Below are 22,522 nucleotides of genomic sequence, written 5' to 3'. Positions count from 1 at the left end.
TCCCTTAAAGAACGAAGGCAATGCGGTAATAAACGCTGAAACGGTCGGGAGCCAGCCAGGCCGGATACTTCACCGGCAGGCCGATCGTGAACTGGCTTGATGAGTAGCGATTGGCAGCGGAAAGGCCGACTGCGGCCCCCCACAGCGTGCCGGACGCCCAGGGATCTTTAGCGTCTTTTTGCAGCCAGCCGCCGTCAATGGCCGCAACGCTGCTGACCTGCCCGATAAGCGGCAGGGTGAAAAGCGTGTAGCTGAGTTCGTTGCGCAGGTAGCCGCCGTTATCGCCGGAGAGGTACTGCTCTTTGAAGCCGCGTACCGAGCTTTCCCCGCCGATAGTCAGCCTTTCGCTGCCGTACAGCCTGTCCGGCGACCACTGCCCGTAGATGCTGGTCAGCCACCATAAATCGTTAGCAACCGGGAGCTGGAAGCTGGCGTTGCCGCTCCATTTTTTAAACCCGGCCTTCGGCATGTCGCCTTTTTTACCGTTATCGTCTTCCGCCCCCAGCCAGGAGACACCGTGGCTGAAGGAGGGATTAAACGTCGCCACGCCGCCAAACATTTTTTGCGTATGGCTTAGGCCGAACAGCAGGCTGGTTAACCTGCGGCTGCTGCCGTCGAGCTTTGTGTCGTTGAGGTAGTTGTTGCTGATTTGGTGGCTCAGGCCGAGCGACGCGCCGGTTTTGATATCGCCGTTGCGGAACAGCACGTGGGAAAGGTTAAGGCGGTGGGTCACGCTGTCGCCGGTCGACGCCCAGTTAAAGCCGTTGTTGTTAATGGTGCTGAGGTAGTTGCTCCAGCTGTAGCTGTAATCAAGCAGACTGTAGCCATACGGAACGTTCAGGCCCGCCTGGAAATTTTGCGCGTCGTGCGAGGATGAAAAATCGCTGCTGCGCCCGCCGCTGACGAACCATTTATCCGCAAGCCCCAGCAGACTGTTGCCGGTCAGCGAGCCGCTGATTTGCCCGGTGCCGGTACTCTTTTGCCCGCTGTTGTCAAAGCTCAGCGAGGCGCTTAGCGGAAACTCCGGCGTGGCGGTCAGGTTTACAATCGAATAGCCGGGTTTGTCGCCCGGAAGTATTTCAATCTCAACCGGGGTTTTGCGCGTCCGGTTGATTTGCTCCATCCCCTGCTCTATATCGCGCAGATTGAGGATTTCCCCTTTCAGGCCGGGGAACGTCATGCGTAGCTCGCGCGCGGGTGCACCCTCAAGACGAATATCTTCGAGCCGCCCTTCCAGCACGCTTATGTGAAGTTCGCCGCGAGATAAATCCTGCTCCGGAATAAACGCCCGGCTTGTTATATAACCCTGCTCAATATACCAGTTCGATATTTTATCGGATAACTCCGTCACTTTACCTATACCAATACATTGATTGACGTAGGGTGAAGCGAAGTGTTGTTTATTATTATCGGAAAATAACGTTGCGCCGGAAATATACACGCGATGAATATTAAAACAGGTGGTATCAGGTTTATTCGCATGGGGTTGAGCAGGCAGTGATGGCGACACGCTGCGCTGTAGCTCATCGCGTTGCCTTTGATTTTCAAGCAGTAATTCTTGCTGCCTTTGCTGTGAAATATCCCGATCGGCCGGGCTTAGCGGCGCGCCTGACACCGAAAAAGCAATGCCGCTTAATATGCAGGCCAGAACATAGAGCGCGATAATTTTTTTATCAGACATAAGATCTCATCCATGAGTATCGTCGACAGCGGTTGAGGATTAACTCGCTGTTATAAACCTTAAGAATTTCCCTATAGCGGCGAATAAATCATATCCTTTGATTATATTCAAGCCGCTTAATGTCTATTTTAATATTTCATCTATTTTCTGCGAGGCGCATTCCGCAATTAACTCAAAACCTCGTCCGTCATTGCGCTGCCCAGACGCAATGCCGAACAGATTCGCGGCATGCCGAGCGCAATCCCTTGCCAGGACTGCGTAACCGAATAGCTTATCGGATGCAGCTCGCTTTCGCTGCCGTTGCCCAGCCACACCAGCGCGTCTTTGTGCTCCATCAGCCCCGGAGCTGACGGCGTGGCGAGCCACTCGTGGTAATAATGGCGCGTGCGGGGCGAGGCGTTAACGTCTTCGGCAAGGCGGCTTATCGCCAGCGCTCGCGCCAGTTCCAAAAGCTGCGTGGCCTGCTCTTCGTTGCCCAAACGCAGGGCGTCGCCAAAGGCTCCCCAGCGCAGCTCCTGAAGCGCCACGTAACAGCGTCCGGCGGGGGAAAATGAAAAATAGTGCCCGGCGCGCCAGCGGGAGAAAACCTGTTCGCAGTGCACCGTTCCCTGGCGGTATAAATCGATGGCCTGTAGCTGCTGGGCGATTTTGGTCACCCGCAGCTCAAGCTGCTGTTTTATCTGGCCTAGCTGCGAGCGGCCTTCCGGCGAGTAATAGGCTACCCGCGCCGAAGCGGCCTCCATCTGGCAGATACGCTCGTGAATCAGCGTTGCCGCCAGATGGCTTTTCGCCACCGTGCCGGTGAGCTGGGCAAGCCAGGCGAGCGATACCTCCAGGCTGTCCAGCAGCGCGCCGTCGAGCGACCACTGTCGCAGGCGGTTTTGCCCGGCGAACGTCTCTTTTAAGCGCAGATAAAACGCCTTGCTCTGCTGGCTGCGCCACGGATCGCGCGCCACGTCGATACCGTTGGCAAAATCGACGACAAACTTCTCGCTCAGGCATTCCAGGGTCCGAATCGGCCCTTCAAGTAATAAACTGCTCATTGGTGCTCCGCCGCAAATAGCGTCTGAATATCGTCCCTCAATAGACGGGTATCTTCATGGATGTACCGCGTCGTTCTCACGCACTGCTGAAGCTGGCGCTCTAGCGTTTGCAGCGCCTCTTCGTTTTGCGCGCGCGCAACCAGGCTCTGCTGGAGATTGGTTTTGATGGCCTCAAGCCGCTGGGTAAAATCGGCAAAAAACGTTGTCATTCCCGACACCACGGAGATATCCACCTGCGCAACAATCGCCTTATTCAGCTGCGTAAGGAAGGAGGCGACGTGAAGATGCAGCTTTTGCTGCAGCTCGGGCAGAGCGATAACGTACCGGCTCTGGGTCGACGTGTATCCTTCCCAGCCCCAATCTTCGCTGTTCAGCCAGCGCGCCACCGTGCCGCGCATCCCACTCTGGCGACGAAGCTGCGCAACGGGAATATCCTGCCGGTCGATAACGTCGTCAAAAGCGTGCTGGGCGTTGAAGTTAAGCTGGCTCGACTGGAAGGCGGGCAGGCTGATATGCGCCCTGAAGCCCGAATGCGCAAGCCCGTCCGCCACCCGCATTTCGATAGGCTTGAGGGTTTTACGCAGCGTCGCCATAAGCGACGCCTCAAGGCTTTCAAGCAGCTGCGCAAGCTCTTCGGTCATCGCCTCCTGGGCGACCAGCAGAATGGTTTCGCTGGAGGCGCGGATTTTATTCAGCAGCAGGCGTGCGGCCTGTTCGTCCGCCACGGTGATGGATTCGCCGCCCGTTTCAAAATCGCGGTTACGCGCCGTGGACAGCTTAAACGAGTGGCGCGCCACGTCCTCGGGCACCTTGCCCTGCTGGAAATAGTCGTTGATGTCCGCCGCAATGCGTTTTTCGTATCGCTTAATAAATCCGCCAATGGATGCCACCGCGTCTTCAATGTCGGAACGGATTAACCGGCTGACGTCCTGCTGGCTGGCCTGCAGCAGGGCCAGGTCGTTTTCCAGCAGCACGATATTTTCCTCTAGCTTCTCGTTGGCAACCTGGAGGCCCTGGCAGCGGAAGCTCAGATACTCCTCGGCACCCTGCGCATAGCTGAGCAGCTTCTGGGAGGCAGCGCGCAGCGCGTACATCGACGCGTTGGCGTGCGCGGCGTGCAGAATAGTTTCGATCGGGAAGGCGAACATCGAATCTTCCCACAGCAGGTCGGCGGCATGGCGGATGTGCTCAACGTCGGCGAGATCGGCGCTGCGCCAGCGGCGGCCAAGCGCGGCTTCGGCAAAATCCTGCACCCAGCGCTGATCGTCCGGATCGGGCAGCCTGCCGTGCTGCTCAAGCTCGAAGCGCGCGCGGTTGGCGAGATAGCCCCACATCGAAGAAACCGGGAAAACGCGTTCGGCTTCGATTGCGCCTTTCATTAACGTGCCGGAGATCAGCGCCTTCACCTGGCCTTCGTCGTCGCTGTTGCGATCCTTCTGATCGAACTTATTCACCAGCGCGTAGAGCGGCACGGATTTACCGACGCCCAAAATCGCGCGGCGCACGTCCTCATCGGAAATCGACTTGAGCTGAGTGTAATCCATCACCGCCAGCACCGCCGAGGCCTGCGCAAGCTGCTCCTGAAGCATCTTTTGCAGGTGCGGCTGCCCCGCTTCGTTTGGCCCTGGGGTGTCCAGCAGGGTGAGCTGGCCGTGGCCTTTTTCCATGCCCGCCAGGTGAATGAACTCCACCTCGATGACCGGTACGTGCTCGATGGCGGCGTAGGCTTTAAACGGGAACGGAACGTCCAGCACGCTGCACAGCCGCACCAGGTCGTTAAGGCTTTTCAGGCAGTGGAAAATGGGCCGCGCGCCCAGATAATGCTTTTCGAACGTCCCGCCGCTGGCAATGCGCGTGAGCAGCTCGTCCATGTCGCGATCGATTTCCAGGTGCTGCGCAAGCTGCTCGCGCTGGGTTTCCTTCAGCCTGCCGCGCAGGTCGCCCATCAGCGTTTCAATCGGCTCGACGTGCGGAAAATGCAGCACCGGCTCGCGCTGGCCCGGCGTATGGCGAATAAGCGTCGGCAGCGCCGTCATCGGGCGGTTGCGATTTGGCAGCACCTCGGTGCCAATAATGGCATTGATGGTCGTGGATTTACCCGCCTTCATGGTGCCAACAATTGCCAGCACCATTTCCTGCTGGGTAATTTTACGCAGTTCGTTTTGCAGCATTGCCTGCTGGGCATTAATGCCGCGGGCGCTAAATTGCAAAGGTACAACCGGTGCAACCGCCTGCGCGTTATTTAAATGCCGGTCTTTTTGAGTGGCGAACGGTACGTTTTTTAAAGCATTAAGATTCTGAAGGGCGAGCTGTAATAACCGCTCGGCCTCCTGGCTTAATTCAAAAATTGTTTGTGTGTGCATAAAAAATGTTTCCTTAACTCAAATTATCCGGCTTTTATAAGACCATTATTTTTTTAAGGTAATGACGTACCGGGTTTTATAATTACGTGAGGAAAGTATTTTATTGTTCAATATCGCACCAGGCCGCAATCCTGGCTTTTAAATCGTGCTGCCAGATTTGCGGCGAAATAATCGTGACGTGCGGTATCCAGTATTGGACCAGCGGGAAAAGTTGTTCCGGCGAGACAATATGACTCGAGAGAATAAGGCACCCATTATCAAGCTCCTGCAGCATTTTCTGAAAAGGCAGTAATTTCCGACGTTTAAAGTAAACCGCAGCCTGCGCAGAAACCTGCAACAGCACTTCCGTTTTCACCAGGTCGTCGTCCATACCTTCTTCGCTGTCGAACTGCGCCAATACCGCGGGGTCGGGCGTAAACGTGTCCGATAATGATTCTAAGGAATTGATTTGGCTTAACATCCAGGCGCTGGGGTGATTATCCTCTGTACCTAATAAATACCAGATACCCTGGCGGGTAGCCAGACGGTACGGCGCAACACAGCGTAGCGCATTTTCAAAGACAAATCGGCAATAGCGCCGGGAATTTATCAGATTATTTAATTCATAAAAATGGCTATTTATCTGTGGACTATTTTCATATTCATAGCCCAACACCAATAAATCGGGAATTGATCTCAGGTGAATAAACTGCCTGTAGGTCTTTATATCGTTCCACGGATAAACCGCAGCAAGTCCTGCGCGTTTTGTTAAACGCAGCAGATCGTTTACATTAAACGGGCCTTTTAAATGTGATGAGAGGCGTTTTTTCCCCTCGCCGATATCCTCCAGAATAGCACCGAGCCTGTTTAAATCACGATACGCTGTTCGCATATCTACATCAAAACGCTGGCGAATAATATCAGCGGAAAAGGTTTCTCCCTGATAAAGACTTAAGACGATTTCGGCCAGTCGGTCTGCAACTTTTACTTTTGCGCCTTTCATTCTCATCGGTTCTTGCCTCTGTAGCGATGCATCCATCGGCCCAACCATACCCCTGGCAAGTGACAGGGTGTGTCAGCGCAATACGCTTTTTTTGTTTTTTCAATCAGCTATCGCAATCAGGCGTTTTGGCGGGCATTCTCGAATGACGTTAAACTAAGTTAAATTAATACTGTAATTAACGGCACGCATCGTCAGGTCTTTAAGCTAAATTTCACTTTCCAGGCATGTAAAACTTCTCGCTTCTTATAAGCGCACTTTTATGCAAAAAAGCTCACCAAAAAGGGGATTCTTATAATCCCTACAAAAGTAAGGATTTGGTGTATAATCTTGATACTTTTTGGCAGTTCATCGCCATTTTCGCTGAAATCCCTGTTTTACAGTCATTTCCAAATTTAATTGTTGATTGAGGTTACTCTTATGCAACTCCCTCATTGCCCACAGTGCCAGTCCGAATACACCTATGAAGACAACGGGATGTACGTTTGTCCGGAATGCGCCCACGAATGGAACAACGCTGAACCGGCTCAGGACGCGGACCAGCTGATTGTTAAAGATGCCAACGGCAACCTGCTGGCAGACGGCGACAACGTTACCGTAGTGAAAGACCTGAAGGTTAAAGGCAGCTCTTCTATGCTCAAGATTGGCACCAAAGTAAAAGGTATCCGTCTGGTAGAAGGCGACCACAACATCGATTGCAAAATTGATGGTTTTGGGCCGATGAAGCTGAAATCTGAGTTTGTGAAGAAAAACTAAGAGTTTTAACATTTCTCGTGGCGGTGGATGGCGCTTACGCTTATCCACCCTACGGGCCACACCTGCACCTTTCTCTCTGCCCCGCCTGGCTTACCCCTCTCGCGCACAACTACACTTAAGGCTGCTTTTGTGCATTAAGAGGTATGAATCATGTCTGTTGGACCCTACATATTTTTTGACGGCACCTGCGAGGAAGCAATCGCCTTTTATCAACAGGCGGTCGGGGCCGAACTGCTGTTTAAAATGACCTTTGGCGAAATGCCAAAAGACGAGGCCACCTCCGAAGCGGAAGGCTGCGGCAGCGGTTTTAACTGGCCGGACGATAAAATCATGCACGCCAACGTGCGTATTGCGGGCGGCGAAGTGATGATGAGCGACGGCAATATGTGCGCGGATAAAGTTAAGCACACCGGTTATTCCATCAGTATTACCACGCAGGACGTCGACGAAGGGCAGCGCTGGTTTGATAATCTCGCGGCGGGCGGCGATGTCACTATGCCGTGGGGAGAAACCTTCTGGGCAAAAGGATTCGGTATGTTAACCGATAAATTTGGCATACCGTGGATGGTAAATGTCGAAAAGCCCATGTAAACCAGCTTTTCTGCCTTAAATTAAGACTCACTACAGTGAGTCTTAAGCTCACCTGAAATATAAACAATATCCTTACTTATCAAACAATAAAGAATTTACTGCTTTATTATTTCCTTTCTTTTAAATATTGCCGACTGGCAATTATCCCCATTGAGATAAATATTATTTAAGAAAGGCCGATCGATATCACTCTTTTTTTACTAAAGCTAAATCGCCGCGCGCCGAAAATGAATGTGACGAATTCCGTGGATTTAATTCTCCCTTTATAAAGGTAATAGCTATGCATCAGCGTCCTTCGGTTACGGATATAGAATATATTCTCCAGGATAATGCCACATTAATGTCCACAACGGATCTCAATAGTTATATTACCTATACCAACGATAGCTTTGTCGACGTCAGCGGATTTACCAGCGATGAATTAATTGGCCAGCCGCATAATGTCGTTCGCCACCCGGATATGCCTAAACAAGTTTTCGCAGATATGTGGGCGACGTTAAAAAAAGGCGAGCCGTGGACGGGCCTGGTAAAAAACCGCCGTAAAAATGGGGATTATTATTGGGTGCGCGCAAACGCTGTGCCTATTGTTCGCCAGAATCAAACCATTGGCTTTATGTCGATTCGCACCAAAGCATCGCGGGAAGAAATCAATCATGCCCAGCGGCTGTATGCGCAGATGAACGCGGGGAGCATGAGCGGCCATCGGTTTTATCGCGGGCTGCTGGTGCGCCGCGGTGCCGGCAGCGTTTTCTCACTGTTCAAAACCCTTTCGCTACGCTGGCGCATCCGCAATACGATGCTGGCGCTGCTGCCCCTCACCGCGCTGGCATTCTGGCTGATGGGCCTTTCAACGCTGCAAATCTTGAGCCTCACGGGAATTAACGCCGCGATCTTTTTCATCGCCGCGCTTTGCCTTGAAATGCAGATCTCCCGCCCGATGGAAAAGCTCGGCCAGCAGGCGCTGCGCGTGGCAACCGGGGCAAGCCACAGCGTCGATCACCTTCAGCGTGCCGATGAAATTGGCGTCACGCTGCGCGCCATCAGCCAGCTTGGGCTGATGTTCCGCTGGCTGGTCAACGACGTCAGCAGCCAGGTTCACAACGTGCGCAGCGGCAGCGACTCTCTGGCGCAGGGCAACGAGGATTTGAACGAACGCACCCGCCAGACGGCGGTCAACGTGCAGCAAACCCTGGCGACCGTGAACCAGCTGGCAACCACCGTGCAGCACAACACCGAAACGGCCTCCGCCGCCGATAAGCTGTCGCTCTCCGCCAGCGACGCGGCCAGCAACGGCGGTGAAGCAATGGAAACCGTGATAGCCACCATGGATCAGATTGCCGAAAGCACGAAGCAAATCAGCAGTATCACCAGCCTGATTGACAGCATCGCCTTCCAGACCAACATTCTGGCGCTCAACGCGGCGGTTGAAGCCGCGCGCGCCGGTGAACAGGGGAAAGGCTTCGCGGTGGTGGCCGGGGAAGTACGCAGCCTTGCCCAGCGCAGCGCCACCGCCGCAAGCGATATTCGCCACCTGATCGAAGCCAGCTCCCAGAAGGTGCAGTCCGGATCGGTTCACGTGCAGGAGGCCGGGCGCAGCATGAAGGATATCGTCGGCCAGGTGAAAGACGTCACCCAGCTGATCGCGCAGATCAGCGCCGCCACGGCGCACCAGGCGCAGGGCTTAAACGAGCTGACGCGCGCGGTGGACGAACTGGACGACATCACCCAGCAGAACGCCACGCTGGTGCAGGAGGGCGCGCAGGCGTCGGCCAACGTGAAATATCAGGCCACTCGCCTGGTGGATGCGGTGGCCGTTTTTCGCTAGCTAACGCGCTATCGCCCATTCGCGCGGTACCTCCCACGGCGTGCGGAAGTAGCTGCGTAAGGCCTGCGGGGTGTAGCTGCCCGCCAGCCACTCCCCGCTGTCGGCGGACTGGTACGGCATCAGCGTGGCGCTGCGCAGGCGTTCCACCGCCGAACGGTGAATCATCATCGAGGAGGAAAGCGGCGCGGGCAGCCGCCGGGGCGAAATGCGCTGCCAGATGGTGGGCGGATACCATTCGCAGTGCAGGTGCCCGAGCGGGTCGGCCACCACCTCGCTCGGCGAAAGGTGCATGCCCAGGTCGTCAAGCGCGTCGTGCATCCACAGATACGCGCCGTTCGACAGCCCGCACTCCCCTTCATAGCAGTTGTAGCCGCCGCCCACGTCGCGGTGAATGCCGGGGAACATTACCTGCACGATACGCTCGCGGTTATCCCAAATCGCCGGAGCCAGGTCGACCCGCTGCTCGTCGATGGCGATGGCCTGCAGGCCGTATTTCACCTTTGGATGCAGCGCGCTGTCGCTGAAGCGAAACACGTCCATGCGCTTATCTTTAAAGTACTTCGGGATGCCCTGGTGCCCCACCGTTTCCCATACCGCCACCGCCTCAACGGGCACGCTGGCGGTCATGCTGGTTGGGTCGACGCTGTCGCAAAAAAAGGCCGGAAAATCCCGCAGCACCGCGCCCAGCAGATTGCTGTTCATGCACGGCGTGTGCGCGCTATACAGCGACCAGACGGACGCCGCCATTCGCCAGGCCTCTTCCTTGTGCCGCTCGTTGAGGTTAAGCCGCTCGCGGTTGAGTAGCCCACGGTCGATAATCATGTTCGCAAGCGTGCGGGCCGTGTAGGCACCGTGGCTGAAGCCCACAAGATAGATGCGGTCGCCCGGCTCCCAGTGGCGGCTGATAAACGTATAGCCGCGCAAAATGGGCGTAATAATACCTGCGCCGAACGTGCCGCCGAGCAGCTTCACGAAGCTGTTGTGCGGATCGCCCACGCCGTGAACATACTTTGCGACCTGCGCCACCGCCCCGCTGCCGTCGAGCCAGGTTTTTTCCTGCTCGTTGGCCAGCAGCAGGCTCTCTTTGTCCACCAGCCCCTTCATTTCCACAAACAGCTGATAGACGTTACTCACCAGCGCGGCTTCGTCCGCCTGCTCCTCAAAGCCGGGATTTGCCCAAGCCCCGTCCGCACAAAAAATTATATTTTTGCTCATTGTGTATGCCTCCCCAGAGGTATCCCTCTAGATAAGGCAAAAACGAGGCGCGTCACAATACGACAAATAGCTGATTAACCTCGCGACCCGCGCGTTTATCCCCGTGCGCCAGGCCACTCTTCATCTTCCCGAAACCAATAGTTAACAAAAACGACACATTTCGTCGGCACCATGAGGCAACTTTTCAAGGAGGCCGCGCATGCAAACAATTATCCGCGTCAACAAGCTGAGCAAGACGTTCAACCACCATCAGGCGCTGAGCGCGGTGGATCTCGAGGTGAACGAAGGTGAGATGGTCGCTCTGCTGGGGCCGTCAGGCTCAGGCAAATCCACCCTCTTACGACACCTCAGCGGCCTGATTACCGCTGACAAAGGCTCCGACAGCCACGTTGAGCTGCTTGGCCGCACGGTACAGAAAGCGGGCCGCCTGGCGGGCGACATCCGCAAAAGCCGCGCCCACACCGGCTACATCTTCCAGCAGTTCAACCTCGTTAACCGCCTGACGGTGTTGGAAAACGTGCTGATTGGCGCGCTCGGCTCCACGCCTTTCTGGCGCACCTGCTTTAACGGGTTTACCCGCGAACAGAAGCAGCGCGCTTTGCAGGCGCTGACCCGCGTCGGCATGGCGCAGTTCGCTTATCAACGCGTCTCCACCCTGTCCGGTGGGCAGCAGCAGCGCGTGGCGATTGCCCGCGCGCTAATGCAGCAGGCGAAGGTGATTCTGGCCGACGAGCCGATTGCCTCGCTGGACCCGGAATCTGCCCGCATCGTAATGGAAACGCTGCACGACATTAACCGCCTGGACGGCATCACCGTGGTGGTAACGCTGCATCAGGTGGACTACGCCCTGCGCTACTGCGAACGCATCGTCGCGCTGCGTCAGGGACACGTTTTTTACGACGGAAGCAGCTCGGCGTTCGACAGCGAACGGCTGGGGAATCTCTACCGCAGCATAGCCCGCGTTGATGCGGTCGCTGCGTAACATTTATTTTCTCTTAAGGAATGGTCATGAGCTATAAAGCCGTTAAAGCCCTCGCCTTTACCAGCCTGTTAAGCGTTAGCGCCCTGTTCAGCCCGGCACACGCCGATGAACAAGAGAAGTCCCTGAACTTCGGCATCATCTCCACCGAATCCCAGCAAAACCTCAAACCGCAGTGGGAACCCTTCCTGAAGGATATGGAAAAGAAGCTGGGCGTGAAGGTGAACGCGTTCTTCGCGCCGGACTACGCGGGGATTATCCAGGGGATGCGCTTTAACAAGGTGGATATCGCCTGGTACGGCAACCTTTCGGCGATGGAAGCGGTAGATCGCGCGAACGGCCAGGTGTTCGCCCAGACCGTGGCGGCAGACGGCTCCCCCGGCTACTGGAGCGTGCTGATCGTGAACAAAGATAGCCCGATCAACAACCTGAAGGATCTGCTGGCGAAACGCAAAGAGCTGACCTTCGGCAACGGCGATCCAAACTCCACCTCCGGCTACCTCGTCCCCGGCTACTACGTGTTTGCGAAGAACAACGCGTCGGTAAACGAGTTTAAGCGCTCGGTGAACGCAAGCCATGAAACCAACGCCCTGGCGGTCGCTAACAAGCAGGTAGACGTGGCGACCAACAACACCGAAAACCTCGACAAGCTCAAAACCTCCGCTCCCGACAAGCTTAAAGAGCTGAAGGTGATCTGGAAGTCGCCGCTTATCCCAGGTGACCCAATCGTCTGGCGCAAAAACCTGTCCGAAGCCACCAAAGACAAAATCTACGACTTCTTTATGAGCTACGGCAAAACCCCGGAAGAGAAAGACGTGCTGACGCGCCTCGGCTGGGCACCGTTCCGCGCCTCGAGCGACCTGCAACTGGTGCCGATTCGCCAGCTTGCGCTGTTCAAACAGATGCAGGGCGTGAAGGACAACAAGGGTCTGGACGAGAAGGACAAAACCGCGAAGGTCACCGAGCTGCAAACCCAGCTTAACGACCTGGATCGCCTGACCGCCGCGCTCGGCGCGATGAGCAGCATGAATAAAGCGGTGCAGTGACGGTTGTTTTGTATGCGGTGGATGGCGCTTACGCTTATCCACCCTACAACGGCCCTGCGTAGGTCGGGTAAGCGCAGCGCCACCCGACAACCACCCGAAAACGGCCCTGCGTAGGTCGGGTAAGCGCAGCGCCACTCGACAACCACCCGAAAACGGCCCTTCGTAGGTCGGGCAAGCGCAGCGACACCCGACAACCACCCGAAAACGGCCCTGCGTAGGTCGGGCAAGCGCAGCGACACCCGACAACCACCCGAAAACGGCCCTGCGTAGGTCGGGTAAGCGCAGCGCCACCCGACACGAAAGCAAACACGGAGCAATCCATGCAGCAAACGATACACGTCGCCGCCCCGAAGCGTAGCTGGTTCTCACTGATGAGCTGGGCGATTTTACTGGCCGTGCTGGTCGCCTCCTGGCAGGGTGCGGAAATGGCGCCGCTCACGCTGTTCAAAGACGCGGGCAACATGGCGACCTTCGCCGCCGACTTCTTCCCTCCTGACTTCAGCGACTGGCGCGTTTACCTCGGCGAAATGTCCATCACCCTGCAAATCGCCGTCTGGGGCACCGCGCTGTCCATCATCCTGTCGATTCCCTGCGGCCTGATGTGCGCCGACAACCTTGTCCCGTGGTGGGTTTACCAGCCGATGCGCCGTCTGATGGACGCCTGCCGCGCCATCAACGAAATGGTCTTCGCCATGCTGTTCGTGGTCGCCGTTGGCCTTGGGCCTTTCGCGGGCGTGCTGGCGCTGTTCATCCACACCACCGGCGTGCTCTCCAAGCTGCTTTCCGAAGCGGTGGAAGCCATCGAGCCTGGCCCGGTTGAAGGCATTCGCGCCACCGGGGCCAACAAGCTCGAAGAGATTCTTTACGGCGTGCTCCCGCAGGTGATGCCGCTGCTTATTTCCTACTCGCTCTACCGTTTTGAGTCGAACGTCCGTTCGGCAACCGTGGTGGGGATGGTGGGCGCGGGCGGCATCGGCGTGACGCTGTGGGAAGCCATTCGCGGGTTCCAGTTCCAGCAAACCTGCGCCCTGATGATCGTCATCATCATTACCGTCAGCCTGCTGGACTTTATGTCCCAGCGCCTGCGTAAGCATTTTATTTGAGGCGCGGTAATGACGGTGGATGGCTACAAATGGATGCACATGGCGGTGGATGGCGCTGCGCTTATCCACCCTACGAATGGAGGCAAATGGATGCAAATGACGTGTAGGTCGGGTAAGCGCAGCGCCACCCGACGAAAGTTTTTAACCGAGGATTGACTGACATGCACTTATCCAGACATCCGACCAGTTACCCAACCCGCTACCAGGAAATCGCAGCCCTGCTCGAGCAGGAGCTGCGTAAAAACTACCGCTGCGGCGACTACCTGCCCGCCGAGGGCCAGCTGGCCGCGCGTTACGACGTTAACCGCCACACCCTGCGCCGCGCCATCGACCAACTGGTCGAAAAAGGCTGGGTGCAGCGCCGCCAGGGCGTGGGCGTGCTGGTGCTGATGCGCCCGTTCGACTACCCGCTCAACGCCCAGGCGCGCTTTAGCCAAAACCTGCTCGACCAGGGCAGCCACCCGACCAGCGAGCGCCTGCTCGCCGTGCTGCGCCCCGCTTCCGGCCAGGTTGCCGACGCGCTTGGCGTCACCGAGGGCGACGACGTTATCCACCTGCGCACCCTGCGTCGCGTGAACGGCATCGCCGTGTGCCTTATCGACCACTACTTTGCCGACCTCGCCTGGTGGCCCGCGCTTCAGCAGTTCCACAGCGGGTCGCTGCACGACGTGATTCAGGCGCAGCTTGGCGTCAGCCTTAAACGCACGCAAACCCGCATCAGCGCCCGCCGCGCGCAGGCCAAAGAAAGCCGCCTGCTGGAAATCCCCAACATGGCGCCGCTGCTGTGCGTTCGCACCCTTAACCACCGTGAAGGCGAGGCGAATCCGGCGGAATACTCCGTCAGCCTGACCCGCGCCGACATGATTGAATTCACCATGGAGCACTAAATGGACGCATCGCATTTTGACGTCGCCAGGCGCCAGCAGTGGATGGGCGTGCTGGCCCACAGCGAGCCGCAGGATCTGGCCGACCGCTGGCAGGCGCTACACATCAGCGCGAATTATCAGGTCATCCGCCAGCCGGAAACCGGCCTGGTGCAGATACAGGCGCGCATGGGCGCAACCGGCCAGCGCTTTTTTGCCGGTGACGCCACGCTAACCCGCGCCGTGGTTCAGCTCGACAACGGTCTCTACGGCTATAGCTACCTGCTCGGGCGCGACAAAACCCACGCCGAACGCTGCGCGGTTATCGACGCGCTGATGCAGGACGAAGCCCACTTTCAGACACTACAAGAAACCCTGATTGCGCCGCTGGCCGCAAACCGTGAACAGCGCCGCGCCAAACGCCGCGCCGAGGTGAACAGCAGCCGCGTCGACTTCTTTACCCTGGTTCGCGGAGACAACGCATGACACTAATGACCGCTTTCAACCTGCCGGTGCAGGACGCCCAACAGAGCTTTCGCCGCCTGCTCAAAGCGATGAGCGAGCCGGGCGTAATCGTCGCGCTTCATTCCCTGGCGCAGGGCTGGCAGCCGCTGAACGTCGCCTCCACCAGCGTGCTGCTGACCCTTGCCGATAACGACACCCCGGTGTGGATTAGCGCAGCGCTCGGCAACGACATCGCCCGGCAGAACATTCGTTTTCATACCAACGCCCCGGTTTCACCCGCGCCGGAGCAGGCGCAGTTCGCCGTCGCCAGCGATACGATTACCCGCGCCGAGCTGAACGCGCTGGCGCAGGGCACCGACGTTGCCCCGGACACCAGCGCCACGCTGATTTTACAGGTCAGCAGCCTGAGCGGCGGCCGCATGCTGCGCCTGACCGGCGCGGGCATTCAGGAAGAGCGCATGATCGCGCCGCAGCTGCCGGACTGCGTGATCCACGAACTCACCGAGCGCCCGCACCCGTTCCCTTTAGGCATTGATTTAATCCTCACCTGCGGCGACCGGCTGCTGGCCATCCCCCGCACCACCCACGTGGAGGTGTGCTGATGTACGTCGCCGTCAAAGGGGGCGAGAAGGCGATTGCCGCCGCCCACGCGCTTCAGGAGCACGGCCGCCGGGGCGAGCAGCGCCTTGCCGAGCTGAGCGTCGCACAAATCGAACAGCAGCTTGGCCTGGCCGTTGACCGGGTGATGACCGAAGGTGGCATTGCCGACCGCGAGCTGGCGGCGCTGGCCATCAAGCAGGCCAGCGGCGACATGGTGGAGGCAATTTTCCTGCTGCGCGCCTACCGCACGACGCTGCCGCGCCTGGCCGTCAGCGAACCTATCGACACCGCGAAGATGCGCCTCGAACGCCGAATCTCCGCGACCTACAAAGACGTTCCCGGCGGGCAGCTGCTCGGCCCGACGTATGACTACACCCATCGCCTGCTGGATTTCACCCTGCTTGCGAACGGCGAAGCGCCGCCGCTGCAAAAGGCGGACGACAGGGCCGATCCCGCCCCGCACGTCTTTAGCCTGCTGTCAAAACAGGGGCTGGCGAAGGCCGAAGAGGACGGCGGCGAGCAGCCGGACGACATTACCCGCAGCCCGCAGGTTTATCCGTGCTCCCGCTCGTCGCGCCTGCAGCAGCTGGTGCGCGGCGACGAAGGCTACCTGCTGGCGCTGGCCTACTCCACGCAGCGCGGCTACGGGCGCAATCATCCGTTCGCCGGTGAGATCCGCAGCGGCCACGTCGATATCGAAATCATTCCCGAAGAGCTGGGTTTTGCGGTGAACGTCGGCGAACTGCTGCTGACCGAGTGCGAAATGGTCAACGGCTTCGTTGCGCCAGACGACGAAGCGCCGCACTTTACGCGCGGCTACGGGCTGGTGTTCGGCATGAGCGAACGCAAAGCGATGGCGATGGCGCTGGTTGACCGCGCCCTACAGGCTCCGGACTACGATGAAACGGTGACAGGCCCGGCACAGGACGAAGAGTTCGTGCTGTCGCACGCGGATAACGTGGAGGCCGCAGGCTTTGTGTCGCACCTCAAGCTGCCGCATTACGTCGATTTCCAGGCCGAACTGGAACTGCTCAACCGCCTGATTAAGGAGCGCGAAAATGGCTAACCTGAGCGGCTATAACTTCGCTTATCTGGATGAACAGACCAAGCGCATGATACGCCGCGCCATTCTCAAAGCGGTGGCGATCCCCGGCTACCAGGTGCCGTTCGGCGGCCGCGAGATGCCGATGCCCTACGGCTGGGGCACCGGCGGTATTCAGATTACCGCAAGCGTGATTGGCGAAGCCGACGTGCTGAAAGTTATCGACCAGGGGGCGGACGACACCACCAACGCCGTGTCGATTCGCAACTTCTTCAAGCGCGTAACCGGCGTGAACACCACCGAGCGCACGGAAGACGCCACGATTATCCAGACGCGCCACCGCATCCCGGAAACGCCGCTTGCCGAAGACCAGATCCTGATTTTCCAGGTGCCGATCCCCGAGCCGCTGCGCTTTATCGAGCCGCGCGAAACCGAAACCCGCACTATGCACGCGCTGGAAGAGTACGGCGTGATGCAGGTGAAGCTGTACGAAGACATCGCCCGCTTCGGCCACATCGCCACCACCTACGCCTACCCGGTGAAGGTGAACCAGCGCTACGTGATGGACCCGTCGCCCATTCCGAAATTCGACAACCAGAAGATGGACATGATGCCCGCGCTACAGCTGTTCGGCGCCGGGCGCGAGAAGCGCATTTATGCGGTGCCGCCGTTTACCCGCGTGGAAAGCCTCGATTTTGACGACCATCCGTTCACCGTGCAGGAGTGGGACGAGCCGTGCGCCATCTGCGGATCGCGCCACAGCTACCTTGATGAAGTGGTGCTCGACGACGCGGGCAGTCGGATGTTCGTCTGCTCCGATACCGATTTCTGCCGCCAGAACAGCGAGGCCGCATCCCAATGACGCAACCGTTACTTTCGGTCAATAACCTGACCCATCTCTACGCCCCCGGCAAAGGCTTTAGCGACGTGTCGTTTGAGCTGTATCCCGGCGAGGTGCTGGGCATCGTCGGCGAATCCGGCTCCGGTAAAACCACGCTGCTGAAGTCGATTTCCGCCCGCCTCGCGCCGCAGAACGGCGAGGTGGTGTATCTGGATTCGTCGTTGTACGACATGAGCGAAGGCGAACGCCGCCGCCTGCTGCGCACCGAATGGGGCGTGGTGCATCAGCACGCGATGGACGGCCTGCGCCGCCACGTTTCCGCAGGCGGCAACATCGGCGAGCGCCTGATGGCGACCGGCGCGCGCCACTACGGCGACATCCGCGCTACCGCCCAGCGCTGGCTTGAGGAGGTCGAAATCCCCGCCTCGCGCATCGACGACCTGCCGACCACCTTTTCCGGCGGCATGCAGCAGCGCCTGCAAATCGCCCGCAACCTGGTGACGCATCCTAAGCTGGTATTTATGGACGAGCCAACCGGCGGGCTGGACGTTTCCGTGCAGGCGCGCCTGCTCGACCTGCTGCGTGGCCTGGTGCGCGAGCTGAACCTGGCGGTGGTGATCGTCACCCACGACCTGGGCGTTGCGCGCCTGCTCGCCGACCGGCTGCTGGTAATGAAGCAGGGCCAGGTGGTAGAGAGCGGCCTGACCGACCGCGTGCTGGACGATCCGCACCATCCGTATACCCAGCTGTTGGTGTCGTCGGTGTTGCAGAACTGACCCCTGTCGGATGGCGCTTTGCTTGTCCGACCTACAAAACAAATGACAACGGCGACCAATGCACCTGTAGGTCGGATAAGGCGCAAGCCGCCATCCGACATCATGGCAAACGTTTTAAGGAATCCCTATGTCCCGCTTACGGGTTGAAAACTTAAGCAAAACCTTCGTACTACACCACCAGCACGGCATCCGCCTGCCGGTGCTGGCGAGCGCCTCCCTCGAGGTGAAAAGCGGCGAGTGCGTGGTGCTGCACGGCCACTCCGGCAGCGGTAAATCCACCCTGCTGCGCTCGCTGTACGCCAACTACCTGCCGGATGAAGGGCATATCTGGGTGAGGCACAACGACGAGTGGCTGGACATCGTGCAGGCTCCGGCGCGTGACGTGCTGGCGGTGCGCCGTCAAACCATCGGCTGGGTAAGCCAGTTCCTGCGCGTTATCCCGCGTATCTCGGCGCTCGAGGTGGTAATGCAGCCGCTGCTGGACCTGGGCGTGCCGCGTAAAGAGTGTGCGCTGAAGGCCGCTGCGCTGTTAACCCGCCTGAACGTGCCCGAGCGCCTGTGGAGCCTTGCGCCGTCGACGTTTTCCGGCGGCGAGCAGCAGCGTGTGAACATCGCCCGGGGCTTTATCGTCGATTATCCGATTTTGCTTCTTGATGAGCCAACCGCGTCGCTGGATGCGAAAAACAGCGCCGCCGTGGTGTCGCTGATCCTCGAGGCAAAGGCGCGGGGCGCGGCGGTCGTCGGTATCTTCCACGACGAAGCGGTGCGCAACCAGGTGGCAGATCGTCTGCATTCAATGGCTTCCGTGGAGTCACAACATGATCGTTAATAACGTCAGGCTGGTGCTGGAAAACGAAGTGGTCAACGGCTCGCTGGAAGTGGCCAACGGCACGATCCGCAACTTTGCCGATAGCCCAAGCCAGCTGCCCGAGGCGCTCGACGGCGAAGGCGGCTGGCTGCTGCCGGGCCTTATCGAGCTGCATACCGACAACCTCGACAAATTCTTCACCCCGCGTCCGAAGGTGGACTGGCCGGCCCATTCCGCCATGAGCAGCCACGACGCGCTGATGGTGGCGAGCGGCATCACCACCGTGCTGGACGCGGTGGCGCTGGGCGACGTGCGCGACGGCGGCGACCGGCTGGAAAACCTTGAGAAGATGATTAACGCGGTGATGCACAGCCAGCAGCGCGGCGTGAACCGCGCCGAGCACCGTCTGCATTTGCGCTGCGAGCTGCCGCATCACACCACCCTGCCGCTGTTCCAACAGCTGATCGACCGGGGCGGCGTGTCGCTGGTGTCGCTGATGGACCACTCGCCGGGCCAGCGCCAGTTTTCGAACCTCGTAAAGTATCGCGAGTACTATCAGGGCAAATACCAGATGAGCAACGCGGAGATGGACGGCTACGAGGCGGACCAGCTCGCGCTTGCCGAACGCTGGTCGCAGCCGAACCGCCTGGCGATTGCCGCCGAGTGCCGCGCCCGCGGTATTGCCCTTGCCAGCCACGATGACGCGACCGCCGCCCACGTCGCCGAATCTCACGAACTGGGAAGCGTCATCGCCGAGTTCCCGACCACGCTTGAAGCGGCGCAGGCCTCACGCCAGCACGGGTTGAGCGTGCTGATGGGCGCGCCGAACATCGTGCGCGGCGGCTCGCATTCCGGGAACGTGGCGGCGCACCGGCTCGCGCAGGTAGGCCTGCTGGATATCCTCTCCTCGGACTATTACCCGGCGAGCCTGCTGGACGCCGCATTCCGCGTGGCGCACGACGAGTCAAACGGCTTTACCCTGCCGCAGGCGGTGGCGCTGGTAACGCGCAACCCGGCGCAGGCGTTGCAACTTGCGGATCGCGGCGTGCTGGCCGAGGGCAAACGCGCGGACATGGTGCTGGCCCACCGGCATGGCGACCACGTACACGTCGGGCACGTCTGGCGTCAGGGAATCCGGGTGTTCTGATGAGCAAAATGGTCTGGTTGATGGGGCCGTCCGGCTCCGGGAAAGACGCCCTGCTGACGGCGCTGCGCCAGCAGGACAATCACCAGCTGCTGGTTGCCCATCGCTATATCACCAGGGCGGCCGACGCGGGCTGTGAAAATCACGTTTCGCTCAGCGAAAAGGAGTTCCGGCAGCGCCAGCGGCAGGGGCTGTTTGCCCTGAGCTGGCAGGCGCATCACCAGAGCTACGGCGTGGGCGTGGAGGTCGATCTCTGGCTGGCGTCGGGCCTGGACGTGGTGGTAAACGGTTCGCGCCAGCATCTGAGCCAGGCGCGTTATCGCTACGGCGAAGTGCTGGTGCCGATTTGCCTGCACGTTTCAACGGACGTTTTGCGTAAGCGGCTGGAACAACGCGGGCGCGAAAATGCGCAGCAGATCGAGCAACGCCTGCAACGTGCGGCGCTTTACGCACCGGATCTGGATGAATGCCCGGTACTCAATAACGACGGTAGTCTGGATGAATCTGTCTCGTCGTTTATGCATTTGATCTACTGAGCTGCTTTAATGTCGGATGTCGCTACGCGAATCCGACCTACGACTCGGGTTTTGTAGGGTGGATAAGCGATAGCGTCATCCACCAAATTCACAAGGAAACGCGCCATGTTGGAATTTCGCCCCGCCACGCCTGCCGATACCGACAGCGTCTACGCCCTGATCTGCGAGCTGAAGCAGGCCGAGTTTGACCGCCAGGCGTTTAACGCCGGTTTTGCGGCGAACCTCGAAGATCGCAACTTACGCTATCAGCTTGCCGTGCTGAACGGCGCGGTTGTCGGCATGATCGGCCTGCACATGCAGTTTCACCTGCACCACGTTAACTGGATCGGCGAGATCCAGGAGCTGGTCGTGATGCCGCAGGCGCGCGGGCACGGGGTGGGAAGCAGGCTGCTGGCCTGGGCAGAAGACCAGGCGCGTGTCGCGGGCGCGGAGCTAACGGAGCTTTCCACCAGCATAGGCCGCCTCGACGCGCACCGTTTTTACGAGCGCGAAGGCTATCGGCAGACCCACTTCCGCTTCACCAAGCCTGTGGAGACACAGAATGAGCCTGAAATTAACCCTTAGCGGCACCGGCGGCGCGCAGCTGGTGCCCGCCTTTGGCTGCCGCTGCGCCGCCTGCGAGCGCGCCCGCGCGAATCCCCAGCATCGCCGCAAACCCTGTAGCGCGGTGGTAAAATTCAACGATGCCGTCACGCTGCTGGACGCGGGCATTCCGGACCTGATGGACCGCTGGCAGCCGGAAGATTTTCAGCAGTTTTTGCTCACCCATTACCATATGGATCACGTCCAGGGGCTGTTCCCGCTGCGCTGGGGCGTGGGCAAAAAAATCAGGGTGTACGGCCCGCCGGATGAGCAGGGCTGCGACGATTTGTTCAAGCACCCCGGCATTCTTGACTTCAGCCACCGGCTTGAGCCGTTCGTCTGGTTTACCCTGCAAGCCCTGCGCGTCACCCCGCTGCCCCTCAACCACTCGAAGCTCACCTTCGGCTATCTGTTTGAAACCCCGCACAGCCGCGTGGCCTGGCTAAGCGATACCGCAGGCCTGCCCGAAAAAACGCTCAAGTTCCTCGCCGCCAACGGGCCGCAGGTTATCGTCATCGATTGCAGCCACGAGCCGCGCCCGGAAACGCCAAACAACCATTGCGACCTGAACACGGTCGTCGCCCTTAACGAGCAAATCGGCTGCCCGCGCGTGATCCTCACGCACATCAGCCACCGGTTCGACTGCTGGATGATGGAGAACGCGCTCCCGGCAGGGTTCGAGGCCGGATTTGATGGGATGGAGATTTTGGTGGATTAGCGTTGGGGATGTGTCGGATGGCGCTTCGCTTATCCGACTTACGGATTGGGGTGATTGGGGTATTTGTCGGATGGCGGCGTTCGCCTTATCCGACCTACGGATTGAGGTGATTGGGGTATGTGTCGGATGGCGGCATTCGCCTTATCCGACCTACGGATTGAGGTGATTGGGGTATTTGTCGGATGGCGCTTCGCTTATCCGACCTACAGATTGAGGTGATTGAAGTATTTGTCGGATGGCGCTTCGCTTATCCGACCTACGAATCGTTCGGTTTTGTAGGGTGGATAAGCGAAGCGCCATCCACCGATGGGCTAACCTACCACGCCTTCCGCAAAATCCCTCATTCACAGGTTAAGGTCTGGAAACGGGCTCGCAAATCCCCTATCGCTTCATCCAGCGGTTCCCGCAGCAACGACAAAGTTAGCCCCTCTTTGCAGAGGGGCTAAGTCCTTGCTACAGGAAAATTAATGAGGTGCATATCTTTCAATGAGGCGGCTAAAGTTGTGTTCAAAATCCTACCCGCTTCCTCCTGGTTGTGCGGAAGGGGCTTTCTATTAATGTCTGCT

23 protein-coding genes are annotated in these 22,522 nt (G+C 58.7%); 18 read left to right on the top strand and 5 right to left on the bottom strand.

The window, feature by feature from the left end; genetic code table 11:
- Window positions 1-4: 4 nt before the first annotated feature.
- The 4 genes from ACSPHG_RS01920 to ACSPHG_RS01905 form a co-directional block, all read right to left on the bottom strand.
- Entirely contained in the window at window positions 5-1,681 is a 1,677-nt protein-coding gene (locus ACSPHG_RS01920; RefSeq protein WP_435951789.1) for a ShlB/FhaC/HecB family hemolysin secretion/activation protein, read from the bottom strand.
- A gap of 167 nt (window positions 1,682-1,848) precedes the next feature.
- Window positions 1,849-2,724: a diguanylate cyclase regulator RdcB family protein gene (locus tag ACSPHG_RS01915; protein WP_435951787.1), complete on the bottom strand. Its 876-nt coding sequence runs from the start codon at window positions 2,722-2,724 to the stop codon at window positions 1,849-1,851.
- Window positions 2,721-5,087: a clamp-binding protein CrfC gene (gene crfC, locus ACSPHG_RS01910; protein ID WP_435951785.1), complete on the bottom strand. Its 2,367-nt coding sequence runs from the start codon at window positions 5,085-5,087 to the stop codon at window positions 2,721-2,723. Before crfC ends, ACSPHG_RS01915 begins: the two co-directional genes overlap by 4 nt.
- 100 nt (window positions 5,088-5,187) lie before the next feature.
- Window positions 5,188-6,069, bottom strand: a complete 882-nt coding sequence (locus ACSPHG_RS01905; protein ID WP_435951784.1) for a helix-turn-helix transcriptional regulator — start codon at window positions 6,067-6,069, stop codon at window positions 5,188-5,190.
- Between the two features lie 417 nt (window positions 6,070-6,486).
- Between ACSPHG_RS01905 and ACSPHG_RS01900 the strand changes: the two genes are divergently transcribed.
- The 3 genes from ACSPHG_RS01900 (at window position 6,487) to ACSPHG_RS01890 (ending at window position 9,238) form a co-directional block, all read left to right on the top strand.
- Window positions 6,487-6,822 (top strand): zinc ribbon domain-containing protein YjdM, encoded by a 336-nt coding sequence (locus ACSPHG_RS01900; RefSeq protein WP_435951783.1) that lies wholly within the window; start codon window positions 6,487-6,489, stop codon window positions 6,820-6,822.
- A gap of 150 nt (window positions 6,823-6,972) precedes the next feature.
- Complete coding sequence (gene yjdN / locus ACSPHG_RS01895; protein WP_435951782.1) at window positions 6,973-7,413, top strand: VOC family metalloprotein YjdN; 441 nt, start codon at window positions 6,973-6,975, stop codon at window positions 7,411-7,413.
- A gap of 280 nt (window positions 7,414-7,693) precedes the next feature.
- The gene (locus ACSPHG_RS01890) at window positions 7,694-9,238 is read left to right on the top strand and encodes a methyl-accepting chemotaxis protein (protein ID WP_435951781.1); all 1,545 of its coding nucleotides are present in this window, start codon (window positions 7,694-7,696) and stop codon (window positions 9,236-9,238) included.
- Here the strand turns inward: ACSPHG_RS01890 and ACSPHG_RS01885 are convergent, their stop codons facing one another.
- Complete coding sequence (locus ACSPHG_RS01885) at window positions 9,239-10,453, bottom strand: phospholipase effector Tle1 domain-containing protein (protein ID WP_435951779.1); 1,215 nt, start codon at window positions 10,451-10,453, stop codon at window positions 9,239-9,241.
- Between the two features lie 199 nt (window positions 10,454-10,652).
- Here ACSPHG_RS01885 and phnC point away from each other — a divergent pair, with 199 nt between their 5' ends.
- From phnC to ACSPHG_RS01810, 15 genes are all read left to right on the top strand, one after another.
- Window positions 10,653-11,435: a phosphonate ABC transporter ATP-binding protein gene (phnC, locus tag ACSPHG_RS01880; RefSeq protein WP_435951777.1), complete on the top strand. Its 783-nt coding sequence runs from the start codon at window positions 10,653-10,655 to the stop codon at window positions 11,433-11,435.
- A 26-nt stretch (window positions 11,436-11,461) separates the two neighbouring features.
- Window positions 11,462-12,478 carry a phosphonate ABC transporter substrate-binding protein gene (gene phnD / locus ACSPHG_RS01875; RefSeq protein ID WP_435951776.1) on the top strand — a complete coding sequence of 339 codons (1,017 nt, stop codon included), beginning with the start codon at window positions 11,462-11,464 and terminating at the stop codon, window positions 12,476-12,478.
- Window positions 12,479-12,798: 320 nt separating this feature from the next.
- Window positions 12,799-13,581 (top strand): phosphonate ABC transporter, permease protein PhnE, encoded by a 783-nt coding sequence (gene phnE / locus ACSPHG_RS01870; RefSeq protein WP_435951775.1) that lies wholly within the window; start codon window positions 12,799-12,801, stop codon window positions 13,579-13,581.
- Between the two features lie 161 nt (window positions 13,582-13,742).
- Window positions 13,743-14,468 carry a phosphonate metabolism transcriptional regulator PhnF gene (gene phnF / locus ACSPHG_RS01865; RefSeq protein ID WP_435951773.1) on the top strand — a complete coding sequence of 242 codons (726 nt, stop codon included), beginning with the start codon at window positions 13,743-13,745 and terminating at the stop codon, window positions 14,466-14,468.
- On the top strand, window positions 14,469-14,930 hold the full coding sequence (gene phnG / locus ACSPHG_RS01860; RefSeq protein ID WP_435951771.1) for a phosphonate C-P lyase system protein PhnG: 462 nt from the start codon (window positions 14,469-14,471) through the stop codon (window positions 14,928-14,930). It abuts the gene before it with no gap.
- Complete coding sequence (phnH, locus tag ACSPHG_RS01855; RefSeq protein WP_435951770.1) at window positions 14,927-15,511, top strand: phosphonate C-P lyase system protein PhnH; 585 nt, start codon at window positions 14,927-14,929, stop codon at window positions 15,509-15,511. The genes phnG and phnH overlap by 4 nt, the downstream gene beginning before the upstream one ends.
- A complete protein-coding gene (locus ACSPHG_RS01850) occupies window positions 15,511-16,575 on the top strand; it encodes a carbon-phosphorus lyase complex subunit (RefSeq protein ID WP_435951769.1) in 1,065 nt (354 codons plus the stop codon). The genes phnH and ACSPHG_RS01850 overlap by 1 nt, the downstream gene beginning before the upstream one ends.
- A complete protein-coding gene (phnJ, locus tag ACSPHG_RS01845) occupies window positions 16,568-17,413 on the top strand; it encodes an alpha-D-ribose 1-methylphosphonate 5-phosphate C-P-lyase PhnJ (RefSeq protein ID WP_435951768.1) in 846 nt (281 codons plus the stop codon). The genes ACSPHG_RS01850 and phnJ overlap by 8 nt, the downstream gene beginning before the upstream one ends.
- Window positions 17,410-18,168 carry a phosphonate C-P lyase system protein PhnK gene (phnK, locus tag ACSPHG_RS01840; RefSeq protein WP_435951767.1) on the top strand — a complete coding sequence of 253 codons (759 nt, stop codon included), beginning with the start codon at window positions 17,410-17,412 and terminating at the stop codon, window positions 18,166-18,168. Before phnJ ends, phnK begins: the two co-directional genes overlap by 4 nt.
- A 127-nt stretch (window positions 18,169-18,295) precedes the next feature.
- On the top strand, window positions 18,296-18,997 hold the full coding sequence (gene phnL, locus ACSPHG_RS01835) for a phosphonate C-P lyase system protein PhnL (protein ID WP_435951766.1): 702 nt from the start codon (window positions 18,296-18,298) through the stop codon (window positions 18,995-18,997).
- Entirely contained in the window at window positions 18,987-20,123 is a 1,137-nt protein-coding gene (gene phnM, locus ACSPHG_RS01830; RefSeq protein WP_435951765.1) for an alpha-D-ribose 1-methylphosphonate 5-triphosphate diphosphatase, read from the top strand. Before phnL ends, phnM begins: the two co-directional genes overlap by 11 nt.
- Window positions 20,123-20,656 (top strand): ribose 1,5-bisphosphokinase, encoded by a 534-nt coding sequence (phnN, locus tag ACSPHG_RS01825; RefSeq protein WP_435951764.1) that lies wholly within the window; start codon window positions 20,123-20,125, stop codon window positions 20,654-20,656. The genes phnM and phnN overlap by 1 nt, the downstream gene beginning before the upstream one ends.
- Window positions 20,657-20,761: 105 nt before the next feature.
- The gene (gene phnO / locus ACSPHG_RS01820) at window positions 20,762-21,220 is read left to right on the top strand and encodes an aminoalkylphosphonate N-acetyltransferase (protein ID WP_435951762.1); all 459 of its coding nucleotides are present in this window, start codon (window positions 20,762-20,764) and stop codon (window positions 21,218-21,220) included.
- Window positions 21,198-21,956, top strand: a complete 759-nt coding sequence (gene phnP, locus ACSPHG_RS01815) for a phosphonate metabolism protein PhnP (RefSeq protein ID WP_435951761.1) — start codon at window positions 21,198-21,200, stop codon at window positions 21,954-21,956. The genes phnO and phnP overlap by 23 nt, the downstream gene beginning before the upstream one ends.
- Window positions 21,957-22,138: 182 nt before the next feature.
- Window positions 22,139-22,402, top strand: coding sequence for a hypothetical protein (locus ACSPHG_RS01810; RefSeq protein WP_435951759.1), 264 nt, complete (start codon window positions 22,139-22,141; stop codon window positions 22,400-22,402).
- Window positions 22,403-22,522: the final 120 nt, after the last annotated feature.

It is taken from the genome of Dryocola baronae, from assembly GCF_051297175.1.
GTDB lineage: Bacteria > Pseudomonadota > Gammaproteobacteria > Enterobacterales > Enterobacteriaceae > Dryocola.
This window is presented reverse-complemented; position numbering and strand designations above follow the sequence as displayed.